This window comes from Flagellimonas marina, assembly GCF_042651185.1.
Classification (GTDB): domain Bacteria; phylum Bacteroidota; class Bacteroidia; order Flavobacteriales; family Flavobacteriaceae; genus Flagellimonas; species Flagellimonas marina.
In genome coordinates this window covers 144,608-162,955 of sequence record NZ_JBHSCL010000007.1, presented here as the reverse complement: position 1 = coordinate 162,955, position 18,348 = coordinate 144,608, and the positions used below count along the sequence as shown (strand labels likewise).

The 18,348-nt window shown below is 41.5% G+C and carries 13 protein-coding genes; 2 read left to right on the top strand and 11 right to left on the bottom strand.

What is annotated here, in order from left to right:
- Nucleotides 1-151: 151 nt before the first annotated feature.
- The 6 genes from pgi to uvrC form a co-directional block, all read right to left on the bottom strand.
- Nucleotides 152-1,789, bottom strand: coding sequence for a glucose-6-phosphate isomerase (pgi, locus tag ACFOWS_RS11955; RefSeq protein ID WP_379764826.1), 1,638 nt, complete (start codon nucleotides 1,787-1,789; stop codon nucleotides 152-154).
- Complete coding sequence (locus tag ACFOWS_RS11950; RefSeq protein WP_379764824.1) at nucleotides 1,789-3,069, bottom strand: M23 family metallopeptidase; 1,281 nt, start codon at nucleotides 3,067-3,069, stop codon at nucleotides 1,789-1,791. The genes pgi and ACFOWS_RS11950 overlap by 1 nt, the downstream gene beginning before the upstream one ends.
- A 1-nt stretch (nucleotide 3,070) precedes the next feature.
- Nucleotides 3,071-4,051, bottom strand: a complete 981-nt coding sequence (locus tag ACFOWS_RS11945) for a tryptophan 2,3-dioxygenase family protein (protein WP_379764822.1) — start codon at nucleotides 4,049-4,051, stop codon at nucleotides 3,071-3,073.
- A gap of 5 nt (nucleotides 4,052-4,056) precedes the next feature.
- Complete coding sequence (locus tag ACFOWS_RS11940) at nucleotides 4,057-4,836, bottom strand: DUF3108 domain-containing protein (protein WP_379764820.1); 780 nt, start codon at nucleotides 4,834-4,836, stop codon at nucleotides 4,057-4,059.
- Nucleotides 4,837-5,172: 336 nt separating this feature from the next.
- The gene (locus ACFOWS_RS11935; RefSeq protein ID WP_379764818.1) at nucleotides 5,173-7,443 is read right to left on the bottom strand and encodes a patatin-like phospholipase family protein; all 2,271 of its coding nucleotides are present in this window, start codon (nucleotides 7,441-7,443) and stop codon (nucleotides 5,173-5,175) included.
- Between the two features lie 4 nt (nucleotides 7,444-7,447).
- The gene (gene uvrC, locus ACFOWS_RS11930; protein WP_379764816.1) at nucleotides 7,448-9,235 is read right to left on the bottom strand and encodes an excinuclease ABC subunit UvrC; all 1,788 of its coding nucleotides are present in this window, start codon (nucleotides 9,233-9,235) and stop codon (nucleotides 7,448-7,450) included.
- 480 nt (nucleotides 9,236-9,715) lie between these two features.
- Between uvrC and ACFOWS_RS11925 the strand changes: the two genes are divergently transcribed.
- Nucleotides 9,716-10,279, top strand: a complete 564-nt coding sequence (locus tag ACFOWS_RS11925; protein WP_379764814.1) for a 5-formyltetrahydrofolate cyclo-ligase — start codon at nucleotides 9,716-9,718, stop codon at nucleotides 10,277-10,279.
- On the opposite strand, the gene ACFOWS_RS11920 is transcribed toward ACFOWS_RS11925, so the two are convergent.
- The 4 genes from ACFOWS_RS11920 to ileS all read right to left on the bottom strand — a co-directional run bounded on the left by ACFOWS_RS11920 (nucleotide 10,267) and on the right by ileS (nucleotide 15,387).
- The gene (locus tag ACFOWS_RS11920) at nucleotides 10,267-10,917 is read right to left on the bottom strand and encodes a lipoprotein signal peptidase (protein WP_379764812.1); all 651 of its coding nucleotides are present in this window, start codon (nucleotides 10,915-10,917) and stop codon (nucleotides 10,267-10,269) included. The two genes, ACFOWS_RS11925 and ACFOWS_RS11920, sit on opposite strands and share 13 nt — an antisense overlap.
- A 32-nt stretch (nucleotides 10,918-10,949) precedes the next feature.
- Nucleotides 10,950-11,507: a hypothetical protein gene (locus ACFOWS_RS11915; RefSeq protein ID WP_379764810.1), complete on the bottom strand. Its 558-nt coding sequence runs from the start codon at nucleotides 11,505-11,507 to the stop codon at nucleotides 10,950-10,952.
- Nucleotides 11,508-11,598: 91 nt separating this feature from the next.
- Complete coding sequence (locus ACFOWS_RS11910) at nucleotides 11,599-11,982, bottom strand: TraR/DksA family transcriptional regulator (protein ID WP_366585560.1); 384 nt, start codon at nucleotides 11,980-11,982, stop codon at nucleotides 11,599-11,601.
- A 3-nt stretch (nucleotides 11,983-11,985) separates the two neighbouring features.
- Nucleotides 11,986-15,387: an isoleucine--tRNA ligase gene (ileS, locus tag ACFOWS_RS11905; protein ID WP_379764808.1), complete on the bottom strand. Its 3,402-nt coding sequence runs from the start codon at nucleotides 15,385-15,387 to the stop codon at nucleotides 11,986-11,988.
- Between the two features lie 183 nt (nucleotides 15,388-15,570).
- Here ileS and ACFOWS_RS11900 point away from each other — a divergent pair, with 183 nt between their 5' ends.
- A complete protein-coding gene (locus tag ACFOWS_RS11900) occupies nucleotides 15,571-15,879 on the top strand; it encodes a hypothetical protein (RefSeq protein ID WP_366585563.1) in 309 nt (102 codons plus the stop codon).
- Between the two features lie 53 nt (nucleotides 15,880-15,932).
- Here ACFOWS_RS11900 and ACFOWS_RS11895 read toward each other — a convergent pair whose 3' ends face one another.
- Entirely contained in the window at nucleotides 15,933-18,347 is a 2,415-nt protein-coding gene (locus ACFOWS_RS11895; RefSeq protein ID WP_379764806.1) for a TonB-dependent receptor, read from the bottom strand.
- Nucleotide 18,348: the final 1 nt, after the last annotated feature.

Genomic DNA, 18,348 nt, shown 5'->3' with positions numbered 1-18,348 from the left:
TAATTTGCCCTGCAAAAGTGCTGCATTTTTAACACTCAACGATTAAGTCAAGGTTAAAATGACACTTGTACAGTTAACACAAAATTAACAAACAAAAACAGTTGACAAACAAATGTTTATGGTTTTTCTTAACAAATAAAAACCTACTTAATTAGCTCTTAAAAAATTGTAAAAGACGTAACGTAGAGCTATCATGCTTGCCAATTTCTGAATTTTCAATGTCGCTGAGAATAGTTTTGGCCAGTTGCTTGCCCAATTCCACGCCCCATTGATCGTAGCTAAAGATGTTCCAAATTACACCCTGAACGAAGATTTTGTGTTCATAAAGTGCAATCAATGCTCCCAGGCTTTTGGGTGTAAGCTTGTTAATAAGTATGGTATTGGTGGGTTTATTGCCCTCAAATACTTTGAACGGAAGTAGGGACTTTTGCTCATTTTCTGACACACCCTGTGCTTCCAATTCGTTTTTGACCTCATCAACAGTTTTTCCATTCATCAATGCTTCGGTCTGTGCAAAGAAGTTGGCCATTAATTTGTTGTGATGGTCTACATCACCGTGCAAGGATTTTTTATATCCGATAAAATCTGTTGGTATCAATTTTGTTCCTTGATGGATCAATTGAAAGAAAGCATGTTGTGAATTGGTGCCCGGTTCTCCCCAAATAATGGTTCCGGTCTGGAGGTCGACCCGGTTGCCTGCTCGGTCCACACTTTTTCCATTACTCTCCATGATGCCCTGCTGCAAATAGGCCGAAAAACGATGCAAGTATTGGGTATAAGGAATAATGGCCTCGGTTTCGGCCCCATAAAAATTATTGTACCATACACTCAACAAAGCCAAGACAACAGGAATGTTTTCTGAAAAGGGTGCTTCTTTAAAATGGGTGTCCATAGTATGGGCCCCTACCAAGAGGTCATCAAAATTTTGATATCCAACCGAAAGCGCTATGGATAAACCAACCGCACTCCAAAGCGAGAATCGACCTCCGACCCAATCCCACATGGGGAACACATTATCATCGGCAATACCAAACTCCTCAATTTTTTCAAGGTTGGTGGAAACCGCCACAAAATGTTTGGCCACATCTTCTTGGGAAGCATTTTCCAAAAACCATTTTTTAATGGTGAGGGCATTACTCAAGGTTTCTTGGGTTGTGAAGGATTTGGAGACAATAACAAATAAGGTAGTCTCTGGGTTGAGTTCTTTTAATACCTCGTGCACATGATCTCCATCAACGTTGCTCACAAAGTGGGTCTTCAAGTGGTTCTGATAGAACTTTAGGGCATCAGTTACCATTACAGGGCCTAAATCTGATCCGCCGATGCCTATGTTGACAACATCGGTAAAGGCTTTTCCAGTAAATCCCTTTTTGTTTCCTAAAATCACCGCTTCGGAAAAGGATTTAATTTTTTCTTTTACTTGGTATACTTCTTCAACAACATTTTTGCCATCCACATGAACAACATCTCCTTTCTTTGCCCTGAGCGCAGTGTGAAGAACTGCCCTTCCTTCGGTTTGGTTGATCAAGTCTCCTCCGAAATATCCTTCCATGGCCTCCTTGAGTTTTACCTCTTCGGCCAAATCCAGCAAAAGCGAAAGGGTTTCTTCCGTAATTCGGTTTTTGGAATAATCCACCAAGAAATCGTTCCACTGAATACTGAACTTTTTGCCTCTGTTCTTGTCTTTGGCAAAGAGTTGTCTTAGGTGGGTGTCTTTATTTTCGGTGTAGTGTTTAGAAAGTTTTTTCCAAGTGTTGGTGGTTGTAGGGTTGATTTTGGGTAGGGCCATTACTGGTTATACGTTAATAGGTTCTCTTCTGGTTCTGGTGTTTGGTCCACAAATTCTATGCAATCCAATTGATCTCGCAATGGTTGAATGTATGCCAAATAGTCGGTACGCAACGAGTCTGCAATAGGTTCTGCAGCAGGAAGTTCTTCCCTAAAGGGGTCCACTTGTCTTCCATATTTCCAAAAACGGTAACAAACGTGTGGGCCACCTGTATTTCCGGTCATTCCAACCCATCCTATCACATCGCCTTGACGTACAAAATCACCTCGCTTAACGTTCTGTGCCTTCATGTGAAGGTACTGGGTGCTGTACGTATCGTTGTGCCTGATTTTTACATATTTACCATTTCCGCCCCTTCGGGTAGATTCGGTTACGGTACCATCAGCAGTGGCCACAATGGGAGTACCAATGGGTGCAGCAAAATCGGTGCCTTTATGGGGTCTTACTTTATAACCGTAATAGGCAATTCTCCTTTTTAGATTATAGCGCGAGGACACTCTGTATTTAAATTTAATTGGGGCACGCAAAAAGGTGCTTCGTAGATTGTTCGCATCTTGATCAAAATATTCCAAGATATTGTTGGTTGCATCTGAAATGTATGGGAAAGCATAGATGGTTTTACCCTTGTGCTCAAAATAGGCCGCCTTTACCGCGCCAATTCCCGCATAAATGGTATCATTGATATAGCGTTCCTCAAAAACCACCTTAAATTTGTCGCCTTTGTCCAATCGTCCAAAATCAATGGTCCAGGCATAGATATCGGAAAGCCTAAAAGTTAGGTTATAATCCACCCCCAAGGTATCAATGGACATGGACAGGCTATGGTCTATAACACCCCCTATTTCGCGCTCCACCAATTTTACTCTTTTCTTGCTCTTATACGCTTTGGTTGAATCGCGAAGGTCAACTACGGTATAATTGATCTTATCGTTTTGGTAAATGAACACTTCGGCAACTTCAGAGGTGTCTTTTGACTTTAAAATAAGGTAAGGTTTGCCTACTTGAATTTTTCTGACATCGAAGGTGTCACGATAGTTCTCCGAAATGGCTGCAATTTTTGGATAGTCTACCTTGTTCTTCAACATTAACTCCCCAAAACTGTCACCATTTCGTACCGTATCATGAACAACGGTATAATCTTCCAAGTTAAAGCCATAATGCAAAACAGGTGGTTTCTCTATGGTTTCCACCTTTGCCAACTCTTCATTTACAACAACCTTTTCTTCTTTACATGACACTAGAACCACCAGCGTCAAAATTGCCCCAAAAAATTTTTGCATGCTATTCTTGTTCCTTGTATTCCTTGTTTGCCGGATTAAATATATGGTCCACCCATTGTTTTCCCCATGTATCCAGCTCATTTTCTGAGTACAAAGTTGGGAAAAATATTATTTTCTGAAAACTGGGCGGTAAATACTGTTTCCAATTGGTGCCTCCGGTGGCATCAATTTCTTGGTTTCCCTTGGCCAGATATCTGTAAGCGGAACCCATATGCATTAACGGCCAATTTACATTGGCGTTCATATCCAAATCTTTTAACGCCTTAATCAACTCTTTATTATTCCGAGATGTTTCGGGCAATTGTAGGTACTTTTGATATACAGTGCTTTCCTTAACCTGATTGGCAATGCGCAATAAACGAGGAGTGTATCGAATCTCAAATTGTTTGAGGGTCAAGGTCTTTTCTCCTGTGTCCTTATCAGTTGCTCCATTTTTCCAATAGATATGTTCAAAAAGTTCCTCAATACTGTCTTTGGCCGAAAAATCATTGCGCTCTGTATGGTGCACCAAATTCTGCAAAGGAGTGGCATAGAGCTCTATCATTCGGTACTGTGCTGATTGAAATCCACTCGCAGGCAACAACGCCATTCGATATCGCAAAAACTGTTCCCGTTGCATTCCCTTAATCATTATGCTGAACGAAGAAATAAGGGCCTTGAAGTAGTTGTTGATCCTAGTTACTTTTTCAATAAAGAATTGGATGTCTTGTGAGCGGTCTTCTACAATCTGTTTTTGCTCATGGATGATCAATTTAAAATAGAGTTCGGTAATTTGGTGGTACATGATGAAGATTTCCTCATCGGGGAAATGGGTGCGCGGCACCTGAAGGCTCAGCAGGGTATCCAAGTGTATGTAGTCCCAATAGGTAAGGTATCTCTGGTAGAGCAATCCATCCAGATAAGAGCTTAGGTCCTGACCCGAATTTTTGTACTTTTCCTCAAGCTTATTGATTTGGGACTCAATTCGCTCATCATTCTTCATCCAAACTAATCCATTATTATTTTAAACTGGTTTCGCAGTCCGTTGTAGGCTTCCAAATCTGCTTTCAACGACCCTACTGCCAAATCGGCTTTGATTCTTATCGGAATTTTGTTCAAATCATTTGAAACCCAGAGGGTAAGACTCTCTTTTTCTTTAAAAACACGACCCGACTGAACCAAAGGCCTAAATTTAAGACATTCCACCTTTCCAAACTTGGTTCTGAGCACTTCTTTTCCTAAATATTTCAATTTAAACTGAAAAACCCCGTCATCATCGAACAACATATCAAGATTAATGGATTGGCCTTCCTCAAATTCTTCCAGATTGTAATTGTTCCTCATAAAATAGGAGGCCGAGATAAGATCCTGAATTTTATTGTGCACTGGTATTCGCTGCTCGGTCCCATTCTTATTATCCCTAAGAACGGCCATTTCCTCTTTGTAGTTAAAGTCGATTTCGATATCCTTGGTATAGCCCCCTTCGTCTATCTTTCTCACAAATCTATAGGGTTTTCCATTCTTGCGGCCAAAGTAACTTTCATAGGTGTCATCGACCTTAAAGAAGATACTGGCAAATCCAGTGGTTTTTCCTTCGCCGACCACATGATACACCGGAATACTATCCAATGTATCGGAGGTAAGGTGTAGTGTGGCATAGCTTGCGTTCAAAAATCCGTAGTGAATTCTGAACTTTAGCCATTCACCTGACTTGTATGCTGGTTGGAACTTTTGCCCCAACACAGTTGCAGAAATAAGCAGGGTAAGTACAATCAATGTCTTTTTCATGACCTTTTTATTGCTATAAAATTAATAAAATCGCTCTCGGGGCTATGCGCTTTACATTTACTTAAACAAATCTTGTTCCAAAATATTATAATACAAAAAAAGCCCAGTCTTAAAACTGGGCTTTTCCTAAATAACCAACCAAACTTTAAATTATGAAAAACCAATACTTAAAGTTATAAGGGAACCACCCCTTATGTGCTGTAAAGATACATTAAGCCTTTGTAGGAAAATAAGTTTTTAACGGACTTTAACTTAACTTCGATGAGATTGATGCTTTCCGTGCTGATTTTTGGCAGTTTATTAAGAAAAAATGGGGTTTCCTGAATATTTCCTTAACTAGAACCAATATCCAATACTAAAGAAAATACTGTCATTTTTTATCTCTGGGGTCCAAGAATAATAAATTTGAATCGGGCCAATGAAAGACTCAAATCCATAGCCTAATCCATAGCCCGAAAAAGTGGGTTCACTGAACCAATCACCGGTTCTAAAAAGATCGTCATCCACATTGGCAAAATTTGCTGAAAACAATAAATGGTTCTTAGGGGCAAATCGGTAATCCAGCCTTCCGTATGCCTTTACAAAACTGTTCCCAGGCAGGCTCAAAAAATCATACCCGAAAAAGGGCACAAAATTGTTTACAAAATCGTTCCCAAATCCTCCCAGAACAAAATCAAAAGAGGTGACACCAGAGGTGCCAAATTTAACACCCCCTTCGGTCTCAACATTAAAACTTAAGTTGTGGGACAAGGGAATTACGGTACCCAACCTGGCCTTCCCCACGGAAAATTCTTTGAAATTCTCATTAAAATCCGAAGAGAAGAGATACAAATGAAAATCACTGTCAAAATACAGGCCTTTGGTTGGGAAGTATTTATCATCATAGGTGTCCAACGTAATTTTTCCGAAAGTGCTGAAGTAATTGGAATTTTCAAAATAGGTCCGCTCCGGCGGATTGGCCAACGACTCCTCGGCAACCTCACCTTCAAACTGGTTCAGGGTTCGGGTGCTGTATCGTAAAAGTTTATGCTCCGCCCCAATGGTAAAAGCAAATTCTTCTTGTAAAACGGTCTGAAGGTAAATCTGATTGGTTAAATCGGTAACATCCAAATTGATCTGCCGAATGTTGGGGTCATTTGGCACGTTAAAATTGGACTGAATCAATCCAAAGTCAATTTCCTCATCAAAATCCGTGAACTTGGAATTTACCCCAAAACTCCAATAATAGCCTTTGTCCAAATAGTACTGCATGTTGTACCGCACATGATCGCCCAAAATAAAATCAAATGAGGCCACATCATCCTTCATGAAAAAATTCTTTTTGGTGAGGTTGATGAGCGCCGCACTCTTGTAGAGATCATCGTAATGCGCTGATAGCTTCATGAACATCTTTGTTGGATTCTCTTTGAGTTTTAAAACCAAATCGGTTCCAAGGCCATTGGAGATCAGCTCATACCGGATAGCTTTAAAGTTCCCTGTGGCCGAAAGATTGTTCATTCCCTGTTTTAGGTCATCAAAAGAAATTTTTTCAGCTAAATTGAACCGCAATTTTCCTTTGATGTACCCCCGGGTATACTGATCATTTCCCCTAATAATCATCCGGTTAATGGTAAGGCTATCTATGGGCTGTACCCGTTGCTTGCTTACCCTTGGGTTATTTTGTCTTTGGGCCAAGTCCTGTAATTCCTGTTCTTTGGTCTTGGCGGCTTCCTCCCCGCTTTTTACGATTGCTTTGCTTCTGCCAAAGTCAATTACAGAAAAATCGTCAATCTCTGGTCGGATGTAGATATCGGTTTTGGCTGCCTTCTTTTTCATATCATTGACCGTCCTGTAATTGTTGATTTGAAGCAAAATTTCGGTGGCGGACATCAGTGATTCCCGTGTGGAGAGATTGTGCTGTACATCCACCCCAATGATAACATCTGCTCCCATTGCCTGTATCTTGTCTATCGGATAGTTATTTACCACGCCACCATCAATTAAAATGTCCCCATCAATCTCCGATGGCTCAAAAAGTGATGGAAAGGTACCACTTGCCATAATGGCCTCGGGCAAATACCCCTGATCCAACATGACCTCTTCACCCGTTTCCACATTGGTGGCCACGCACAAAAACGGAATGGGCAATTTTTTAAAATCTTGAACGTCCTTCACATGGTAGAGCAATCGCACCAATTCATTATAGATGTTCTGCCCTCCAGAAATAGCTTGTGGAAAGGAAATACTGAAATTAGTGAACGGCAAGGCCAGTGCGTACCGCTCTGAATCCTCCTTTTCATAAAACGTTTTGGCACCCCTGGGCACGTTATCTTGGATGAGTTTAGTGAAATCGGTCACCCTAAAAATAGAGTCAAGCTCATGGGCAGAGTAGCCCGATGCATACAAAGCCCCCACAATGGCTCCCATGCTTGTTCCTCCTATATAATCTATTTTAACACCAGATTCCTCGATTACCTTAATGGCACCAATATGGGCGAGTCCCTTGGCACCACCACCACTGAGAACCAGCCCAACTTTGGGTGGAGCATCAGCTTCCGGAGTCTGGGACATGCCCAAAACCCCAAAAAAAGTAAAGGCTATCGCGAAAAGAATTTTTTTTACACCCATGCTGTCAGTGAAAGGATTTATAAATCTTTTTTGCCTTTGCCATTCCCACAGACTCGGCCAGACTTTCTATTGTGGCTTCTTTAACACGCTTGACCGATTTAAAGTTCTTCAACAATTGCTCTGCGGTTTTTTTGCCGATGCCGTCAATGTTCTCCAATTCCGACCCAATGGCTCCCTTGCTCCTTTTGTTTCTGTGGTGGGTAATTCCAAACCGGTGAGCCTCATTCCGAAGTTGTTGGATGATTTTCAACGTCTCGGACCGCTTATCTAAATATAACGGAACTGAATCATTTGGAAAATAAATTTCCTCTAACCGCTTGGCAATACCAATAATGGCGATTTTTCCCCGCAGCCCAAGCGCCTCCAAACTCTTCAGTGCAGATGAAAGCTGGCCTTTGCCGCCATCTATAACAATTAGCTGTGGAAGCGGCTCCTCCTCATTCAGCAATCTCTTATATCGTCTAAACACCACTTCTTCCATGCTAGCAAAGTCGTCTGGGCCCTCAACAGTTTTTATATTGAAATGTCTATAGTCCTTTTTGGAAGGCTTTCCGTTCTTAAAGACAACACAAGCGGCCACAGGGTTGCTTCCCTGAATGTTTGAATTGTCAAAACATTCAATATGTGTAGGCTCCTCTGATAGTCGCAAATCGGCTTTCATTTGTGCCATGATGCGTTTGGTATGCCTATCTGGGTCAACAATTTTTATTTGCTTTAACCTATCCTGTCGATAAAAACGGGCATTGCGTTCTGAAAGTTCCAAAATCCTGCGCTTATCTCCCAATTTGGGCAAGGTCACTTTTAGGGTATCCTCCACATCAACGGGAAAGGGCAGGTAAACTTCTTTGGACTGCGAATTGAACCGTTGTCTGATTTCTGTAATGGCCAATTGAAGGAGTTCTTCATCGGTCTCCTCCAATTTTTTCTTGATTTCCATGGTGTGGGACCTAACAATGGAACCGTGGGAGACCTGTAAAAAATTGACATAGCCATGGGTCTCATCGGACACAATGCTGAACACATCCACATTGTTGATCTTAGGGTTGACCACCGTTGATTTGGCCTGATAGTTTTCCAGCACATCAATTTTCTCTTTGATGCGCTGTGCCTTTTCAAACTCCATTTTTTCGGCATAAACATGCATCTGCTCTTTAAAAGCCTGTAACGAACTCCGTAAATTTCCCTTAATAATCTGACGGATATCCTCAATTTGCCCATGATATTCAGCTTCACTCTGAAAGCCCTCACAGGGACCCAAACAATTCCCTAAATGGTATTCCAGGCACACTTTGTACTTCCCTGCGGTTATTTTTTCTTCGGAGAGGTCATAATTGCAGGTTCGCAGAGGATAAAGGCTTTTTACTAAATCCAGTAACGTTCTCACGGTTTTCATGCTCGTGTAGGGTCCGTAATACTCCGAGCCATCCCTTATAAGTTTCCGGGTTGGAAAAACCCTGGGAAAACGTTCTTTTTTGATACAAATCCATGGGTAGGACTTATCGTCCTTGAGCATAACATTATATCTGGGCTTTAGCTTCTTGATCAAGTTATTCTCCAAAAGAAGCGCATCAGACTCCGTGGCCACCACAATATGTTTTATACTATGGATTTTCTTCACCAAAACCCGGGTTTTTCCATACTCCTGTTTTTTATTGAAATAGGATGACACCCTTTTCTTAAGGTTCTTGGCTTTTCCTACATAGAGGATTTTTCCATCCGCATCGTAAAATTGATATACCCCCGGACTATTGGGCAGCACACTGATTTGAACATTGATGGATGGGTAGGACATAAATATTTCAGGAAATATTCCTTAATCGGCTTTTAACAAAGTTATGTTTTAATTACAGTGTTTTTTGTTAAACTTGATGCTTTCTTGGTCTGATTTAACCGCTGGGGCGTTCCACTTTACCAATACCATTTATTTAGTTTAAGAGCCATATTCCAATCCTAAAATCAAAAACTGGGGTTTTCCCCTAAAAAAACTATGGAAAACCTATAATTTTCTTTTTAGAGTGAATCTAAATTGTTAAACAATTGATAAAAATCATGCATTTCATCGATAAAAGGTGCATTTCATGGTGAATTTTAAAATTGCTTTACCTATATTTAACGGTATAAATACAATTCTATGGAAAACTATGTTATCGTTTTGGGAATGTATTTGATTTTGATGCTTTTCTTCAAAATCTTCTTCTCAGTATCAACTCGAGGAGAATAGAACAGTATTGCCCCCAAAACACAACCCCTAAAATCTTCAACATTATTTTAAATGTTGAAACATGAACTAAGAAAAAAGTACAAAAGTCTGAGAGCGAATCTTACTTCTTCGCAAATCTCAGATTTAAGTATGGATTTAACGAATCATGTACTTCAAATACCGGTTTGGGATTTTTTTTATTTCCATATCTTTTTGACCATAGAAGAAAATAAAGAAATAGACACCCTCCCGCTCATTACGCTACTCCAAGGAAAAGATAAACATGTTGTGATTCCAAAAACACAGAAAAACTATACCTTGGAAAACTTTTTATTGACAGACAGTACCGTCATCAAAAAAAATAAATGGGGAATTCCTGAGCCTGTGGATGGGATTACAATCCCAGAAACCAAAATTGATGTCGTCTTTGTACCCTTATTGGCGTTTGACCTACAGGGCAACCGTGTGGGATACGGTAAAGGCTTTTATGATACTTTTTTGCGAAAATGCAGGGATGAAACCATAAAGATTGGACTTTCATTGTTTGGGCCTGAGGAAGAATACATCACAGATGTACATGACAATGACGTGCAACTGGATTACTGTGTTACCCCAGAAAAGATTTACGCATTTTGATCTACCACTTCCTGTGTATCTTCTGATTTTTTTGGAAAAGCCTTTTTATTGAAGACAATCAATATGCCCACTCCGGTACTAATGGCAGTGTCCGCTATGTTGAAAACGGGCTCAAAAAAACGGAAGCGTTGCCCGCCAAAGGAAGGGACCCAATCGGGCCATGTGGTATCAATCAATGGAAAATAGAGCATGTCCACCACTTTGCCATGGAACAGACTTCCATAGGGTTCATTGGAAAACAATGTGGCCACTTGCCCATTACTGTGATCAAAAATAATCCCATAAAAAACAGAGTCTATGATGTTCCCCAAAGCCCCGGCAAAAATGAGGGATACGGCCAAGATTAGTGTTCTAGGCGATTGTTTTTTAATGATGTCCCATAGCCAATAACCAATTCCAAGGACCGCAAAAATCCGGAAGACGGTCAAAACAAGTTTCCCAATAGATTCAGAAATAGGCAATAAATCACTGAGTTTGGTACCCCAAGCTGCACCTTCATTCTCAATAAAAAGTATCTTGAACCAACCTAAAACGTCATGAGATTCGCCCAAAATAAAATGGGTCTTGATGTAGACCTTGCTTATTTGGTCCACAAGGAGAATCAATACAATGATTATGAGGGATTTTTTTAGATTCATGCCATTAAAAAGTGGTTGCAAAAATAGGTATATTATTTTGTTTTCCTAAGATGGATATTGCCCTGTACCGTCTTTAGGATATATTGGTTATTTCCGATTGGAATTTGATCGTTTTCCACGAGTCCGTAGGTGCTCTCAGCAAGGATGGTACCACTGTTCGCATTCACCCAAATATCTCCCTTTTGAGTGGTTACTTCCACGGTTTCCGAAACATTGTTCAATTCACATCTGCCATCGGATAGTGTTACATCGAGATTTTGATACTTCCCCTCCACTTCCACATTGGAATTGGTTCCAAAAATGGAGACGTCTTTGTATTGGGGCACTGTAATCTGCAAGGCAATGGAAACCACTTTGTGTGCACTTAGTTTGTCATTGGGGTTGATGAAGTTGGGTTGAAACCCTGCACTGATGCGCACTGTAGTGCCATTTTCTTCGATGGAAATGAGCAAATCCTTGGCATATTCGCCCTCTATGCTTGCCTCCACCTGAACTTCTTTGGTTCGGGCCGTTTGCAAATCAATCTGGTAACAATGTTGCGAATCTATTTGAATGGATTGTGTTCTTGGACCAATAAAGGCTTTCTTCACCAGTTTTTGTGCTTGCACGTGCACAAGAAAAAAAAGACCAACAACAAAGAACAGTGGCTTCATAAACAAAAAACGCCCTGAGGCGTTTTTATTATTTCTGCATGTTCTTGGCCTCAATGCTCAATGTGGCATGCGGCACCAGCTTCAATCGCTCTTTATTGATGAGCTTTCCGGTAACACGGCATATTCCATAGGTCTTGTTCTCAATACGCAATAGTGCACTCTTTAAGTCGCGGATAAATTTCTCCTGACGAATGGCCAATTGCGTGTTGGCTTCCTTACTCATGGTCTCCGACCCTTCCTCAAAAGCCTTGAATGTTGGTGAGGTATCATCTGTACCATTGTTTCCATCATTCATATAGGCACTCTTTAAAAGGTCCAAATGGCTTTTTGCCTTTTCTATTTTTTCTTCGATTAAGACCCTAAACTCATTTAGGTCCTTATCTGAATATCTAACTTTTAGTTCTTCTGCCATTTTCTAATGTTTTTGAATAAACAATTTTGTATTCACTTCATCAAAGGCAACTGCAATGCCTTCATCCAGTTTCTCTTCGAAATTGAGTTGGGCCGTCAATGTTTCTGTTTTAATGTAATCTTCATTACTTGAAACCGCATTTTCAACCAAACCGTCCTTCAATATTTTTATGTCAATCTTATCGGTTACTTCAAACCCAGACTCCTTTCGGATGTTCTGAATCCGGTTCACCAATTCACGGGCAATACCCTCTTTTCTCAACGTGTCATCAATGGTCACATCCAATGCAACGGTCAATGGTCCAGCACTGGCAACCAACCATCCCTCAATGTCTTGGGAACTGATGTCTACATCGGTTAACTGTAAATTAACGCTTTTATTTTCCAACTGTAGCATTAATTCCCCTTCTCTTTCTATTTTTTGGATATCCTCTTGCCCCAATTGACCAACAGCTGCGGCAATCGCCTTCATATCCTTACCAAATTTCGGGCCCAAAACCTTAAAGTTAGGTTTTATTTGTTTCACCAAAATACCCGAAGCATCATCCAATAGTTGAATTTCCTTGACATTTACTTCTGATTTTATCAACCCTGATACTGCTTCAATGTCCAATCGTTGCTCATCATCCAAAACGGGAATCATGATTTTTTGGAGTGGTTGGCGAACCTTGATTTTTTCTTTCTGACGGATGGACAACACCAAGGATGAAATCTTTTGGGCCAACTGCATCTTCCGCTCCAATTTCTTATTCACCAAGGAAGCATCAAAAACTGGGAATTCTGCCAAATGAACGCTTTCAAAATCTTCTTTTTGAGTGGTGGCATTCAAATCCAAATACAAGCGGTCCATAAAGAATGGCGCCACAGGGGCCGATAGTTTGGCCACTGTATTCAAACAGGTGTACAAGGTTTGGTAGGCGGATATTTTATCTTGCTGGTAATCACCCTTCCAGAAACGTCTTCTGCTTAAACGAACATACCAGTTGCTCAGATTTTCCTGCACAAAATCAGAAATCATTCTACTTGCCCGGGTCGCTTCATAATCCGCATACGCCTCATCCACATTCTTGATCAAGGTGTGGAGTTCAGACAAAATCCATTGGTCAATTTCGGGCCTATCCTGCAAGGCAACATCAGCCTCAGAATAGTCAAATTCATCAATATTGGCGTACAGTGCCATAAAGGAGTAGGTGTTGTACAAGGTTCCAAAGAACTTTCGTTTTACCTCAACAATCCCGTCAATGTCGAATTTAAGGTTATCCCACGGGTTGGCATTGGAAATCATGTACCAACGTGTGGCATCGGGACCATGTTCTGGCAATACCTCAAAAGGATCTACGGCGTTGCCCAATCGTTTGGACATTTTTTTGCCTTCTTTATCCAAAACCAATCCATTGGAGACCACATTTCTGTAGGCTACTGAATCAAAAACCATGGTAGCAATGGCATGAAGCGTATAGAACCATCCCCGGGTCTGGTCCACACCTTCAGCAATGAAGTTGGCCGGAAAAGCCACGCCCTCATCAATCAACTCCTTGTTTTCGAACGGATAATGCCATTGGGCATAGGGCATGGAACCACTATCAAACCAAACATCGATAAGGTCGGCCTCGCGTTTCATGGGTTGCCCGGATGGGGAAACCAAGGTAATCCCATCCACGATGTTTTTGTGTAGGTCAATTTTGTCGTAATTCGCTTCGCTCATGTCTCCGGACACAAAATCAGCGAACACATCTTTTTCCAAAACTCCAGCCTCCACGGCTTTGGCCATTTCATTCTTAAGTTCTTCCACAGAACCAATGATCATTTCCTCCTTGCCATCTTCGGTACGCCAAATGGGCAATGGAATACCCCAATACCGAGAACGAGAAAGGTTCCAATCGTTGGCGTTGGCCAGCCAGTTTCCAAACCGACCCTCGCCGGTGGCTTTGGGCTTCCAGTTGATGCTCTGGTTCAATGCAAACATGCGGTCCTTAACGTCCGTCACTTTAATGAACCACGAGTTTAACGGATAGTATAAAATAGGTTTGTCCGTACGCCAGCAATTGGGGTAACTGTGGACATACTTTTCAACTTTAAAGGCCTTGTTCTCTTCTTTTAGTTTGATGGCAATCTCAACGTCAACAGACTTTTCTGGTGCCTCACCATCATCATAATATTCGTTCTTTACATATTTGCCGCCAAACTCCTTCAACTCTGGTCTAAACCGTCCCTGAAGATCCACCAAGGGTACAGGGTTATTGTTTTCATCCAAAACCAACATGGGAGGAACTTCTGGGGTAGCCTGTTTGGCCACCAGGGCATCGTCTGCACCAAAGGTGGGTGCTGTGTGCACAATTCCCGTACCGTCTTCCGTAGTCACGAAATCGCCGGAAATCACCCGGAAAGCGTTTTCTGGATTTTGATACGGCTGCACGTAATCAATCAATTGCTCATACTGAATACCGACCAAATCCTTGCCGACAAAACTTTCGCCTATCAAAAATGGAATTTTTTTATCCCCTTCTTTAAAGGAGTTCAATTCTTCCTCTGTCTCGACCTTAGCGAACTTTCCAGAAAAATTGTATCCGACTAAATTTTTGGCCACTACAACATTGATCGGCTCAAAAGTGTACTGGTTGAAAGTCTTCACCAGCGTATATTCAATTTTTGGGCCTACGGTCAATGCTGTGTTGGATGGAAGCGTCCAAGGTGTGGTCGTCCATGCCAAAAAGTAGACGTCCCCATCCACATTTTTGAGAAAATCGGGAAGAGTTTCTTTCTTGGCTTTAAACTGGGCCGTAACTGTAGTATCGGTAACATCTTGATACGTTCCGGGCTGGTTTAGCTCGTGCGAGCTCAATCCCGTGCCCGCCTTTGGCGAATACGGCTGAATGGTGTAGCCTTTATACAGCAATCCTTTGTCATAAATCTGCTTCAGCAACCACCAGACAGATTCCATGTACTTGGATTTGTAGGTGATGTAGGGGTCATCCATATCTACCCAATACCCAATTTTTTCGGTCATTTCGTTCCAAACGTCCGTGTAGCGCATTACCGCTTTCTTACAGGCCGCGTTGTATTCTTCAACCGATATTTTTTTGCCAATATCCTCTTTGGTAATCCCGAGTTCTTTCTCAACACCTATCTCAATGGGCAGTCCATGGGTATCCCAACCTGCTTTTCGCTTTACTTGATAGCCCTTCATGGTCTTGTAGCGAGGAAAAATATCCTTGATGGTACGGGCCATTACGTGGTGTATTCCGGGCATTCCATTTGCAGATGGCGGTCCTTCGTAGAAGACATAACTCTCCTTGCCCTCCCTAGTGGAAACACTCTTTTCAAAAATCTCTTTGTCCTTCCAAAAGTTTAGAACTTCTTCTGAAACCTTCGGTAAATCCAATCCCTTATATTCTGCAAACTTCATATATTCTGCTACTTCTTCTCGAATTCCAAGTTTGCAAAATTATGAATTTAGATGGAATTACACCCCTGGTTTTGGGTATTAGTATTTCCTTAATACCCTTAACCTAAATATGATATGCTTCAGATCATCGTTTACATTAAATTCACTATCTTGATTCTTCACTAACACTAAACCATTTAAAGAATGAAGAAAGTTGTAATGGCCGTAATGGCACTGTCTTTATCCCTGTCTGTGATGACCTCTTGCAAAGAGGCAGCGGACAAGGCCAAAGAAGCTTCTGAAGAGGCCAGCGAAACGTTTGAAGAAGCAGGTCAGGACCTAAAGGAAGCCACCAATGATGCGGTTGATGCTGTCAAAAAAGCAGGGGATGAAGCCATGGAAATGGGTGAAAAAGCCGCAGATAGTATTAAAAAGGCCGGTGAAGAGGCCATGGAAAAAGTCAAAGAGGTCGGCGAGGATGCTAAAAAAACCATGGACAGTATTAAAATGTAAGAATAAAAACCTTGAAAAAAGGGGCAAGGAATTTCCTTGCCCTTTTTTGTTTTCTAGAAAACGTATCCCAATCCCAAAATAAGATTGGTTCCTGGCGCCACAATACCTGATGAATATGTTCTATATCGCTGGTTGGTCATGTTCTCCAAGCCAACTGTAGCCTTTAAGGCATGGGAAATTTGGTATTGTGATCTAAAATTCAAGGTATACCAAGAGGGGGAAAACGGATTGCCATTGGCATCACTGGCGTAGATATAGTCCTTGCTCTGTTCCGAAAGTGCTAAATCATCATTGCTGATCTCGCCGTTGTAATTCACGAAAATATCTGCTTTCAATTTTTGATTCTGCCAAACCAAATGGGCATCACCAAAGGTAGGCGCGGCATGACGCGCTGGTGTGTCAGTACCATCATCGTCCTCCTCAATACCTTCGGTAAGAGTCAAGTTTGATGAAAATGACCAATGCTCATCAAAAAAGGCTTCCATACCAAATTCAAAACCATAGACATAGGCTTTCGCAGCATTCTGTATAGCCTGCACATTGCTCAATTCCCCGTTGTACTCGATCTCGGTTTCACCATTAAAGCTGAAATTCCTTCGTACCAAGGCATCCACCAAATAGGTATAGTAGGCTGCCCCTTTTAAAACGAGTCTATCTCCAAAGTTTTTTCGGATTCCCAATTCACCATTGTAGGCATATTCGGGTTCCAAATCTGGATTGGGGACTACCACAGAACCGGGTTCCGAATCAAATATTTTCCCAATATCATCAATATTTGGTGCACGGAATCCCGTAGATCCGTTCAAGGTAATCTGCCAGTCGTCCCTGGGAAACCAACTAAATCCTACACTTCCGGTAAAGGCCCCGGTTACAATATCGGCCTCATCAAAAGGAAACGGGTAAAATGTTTTCTCGAACTCAGCATCCACCCAAACTTGGCTATATCGTATCCCAGAAAGCAAGGTAAAATTGGGTTCTATTTGATATTCTCCGTTAATGTACCCGGCAAAAGTCTGCCAAGTGGCCCCATCTGGGTAGCGGGATGCGGTGCGTTCCGTTGCATTGGTTTCAATATTTTGCATGCTTCCTTTCGAGTTTACCTTGTTCAAAACATATTCGGCACCATAATAGAGATGAAGGCCTCCCAATTTTTTGTTTTCAAAGTCCAAATTCATGGAGAGGGCATCGACTTTCTCCTTTGTAGAAAAAAGTTCCACATCGCCAAATCCTCGGTCATACCTACTCTCCTCAAAAAACTGATAGGCAGTGGTAAGTTTTACGCGATCGTAAAATTTGCTATTCCCTTTTTTGGTAATCTGAAAGTTTCCCATGAACCATTTTTGGGGGCCATAGTACCATTCAGCGGAGCGAAGCCCCTGTCCGTCACTTGTAGGCCGAATCAACCGGTCATACCTTGGAAAATCTGAGGTTTCAGAATAGTACAATCCCAGATTATAATTCCAGGTATCGTTGGGCCGATATGCAAACTTTTGAAGGAAGTTCACTTGATCGTATCCTGTTGAAATCTGCTTTTTGGGATTATCATTGGGCACCAAAACATCCATTCCATTTTGTTGAATAACATAATTGTTCCGGAGATACGAATCTGGCCCATGCTCTCCCATTTTTAAATCATCAAAATTATTATAGGTAAAACTGGTATGGGAAGCCCACTTTTTTTGTCCAAAATTGAACTCTGCATGAGTGGTACTTTCGTTGTTGGCCGAAGCAAATCTATAGTCTGCCTTTCCCGAAAAAGCCAAGCTATCCGTAAAAGAAAAATGGGGTTTTTGAGTGTAGAAATTCATTACCCCACCAATAGCATCACTACCATAAATAACAGAACCGGGGCCAAATATAATTTCGGTCTTATTCACGGCAAAGGGGTCTATGGAAATCACATTTTGAAGGTTCCCACCTCTAAAAATGGCGTTGTTCATCCGGACGCCATCAACGGACAACAACAATCTATTGGTGGCAAAACCACGAATCATGGGGCTTCCCCCACCCAACTGACTTTTTTGCACAAAAACCTTTCCGCTATTTTGCAATAAATCTGCTGAAGTTTGCGGGGCGGTAAAGGAAATACTTCGAGCATCTATGGTCTCAATTTTCTGGGGAACGTTCTTCTTTTGTTGCTCCCATTTGGAAACGGACAAGACCACTTCCTCCAGTTCTTCAGACCTTAAATAAAGGTAAACCCTATTTCCTCTTTTTGCGATTTGTGATTTTGTGGTAGCATAAATCTCATAGCTCAGGTGTTGAAAGGTAATCCGTTCATTGGGATTAAAAATTCCCAAATCACTCTTTCCATTAAAGTCGGTAACTGTGATCTTGGACTTGTCCCTGTTAAAAATGGCCAAATTGGAAATGGGCACTCCTGAATCGGCATCCAGAACAGTTACTTCTTGGGCGAAAAGCGAAAAGGAAATAAATAAAAAAAATAAGGCTACGGTTGGTTTAAACATG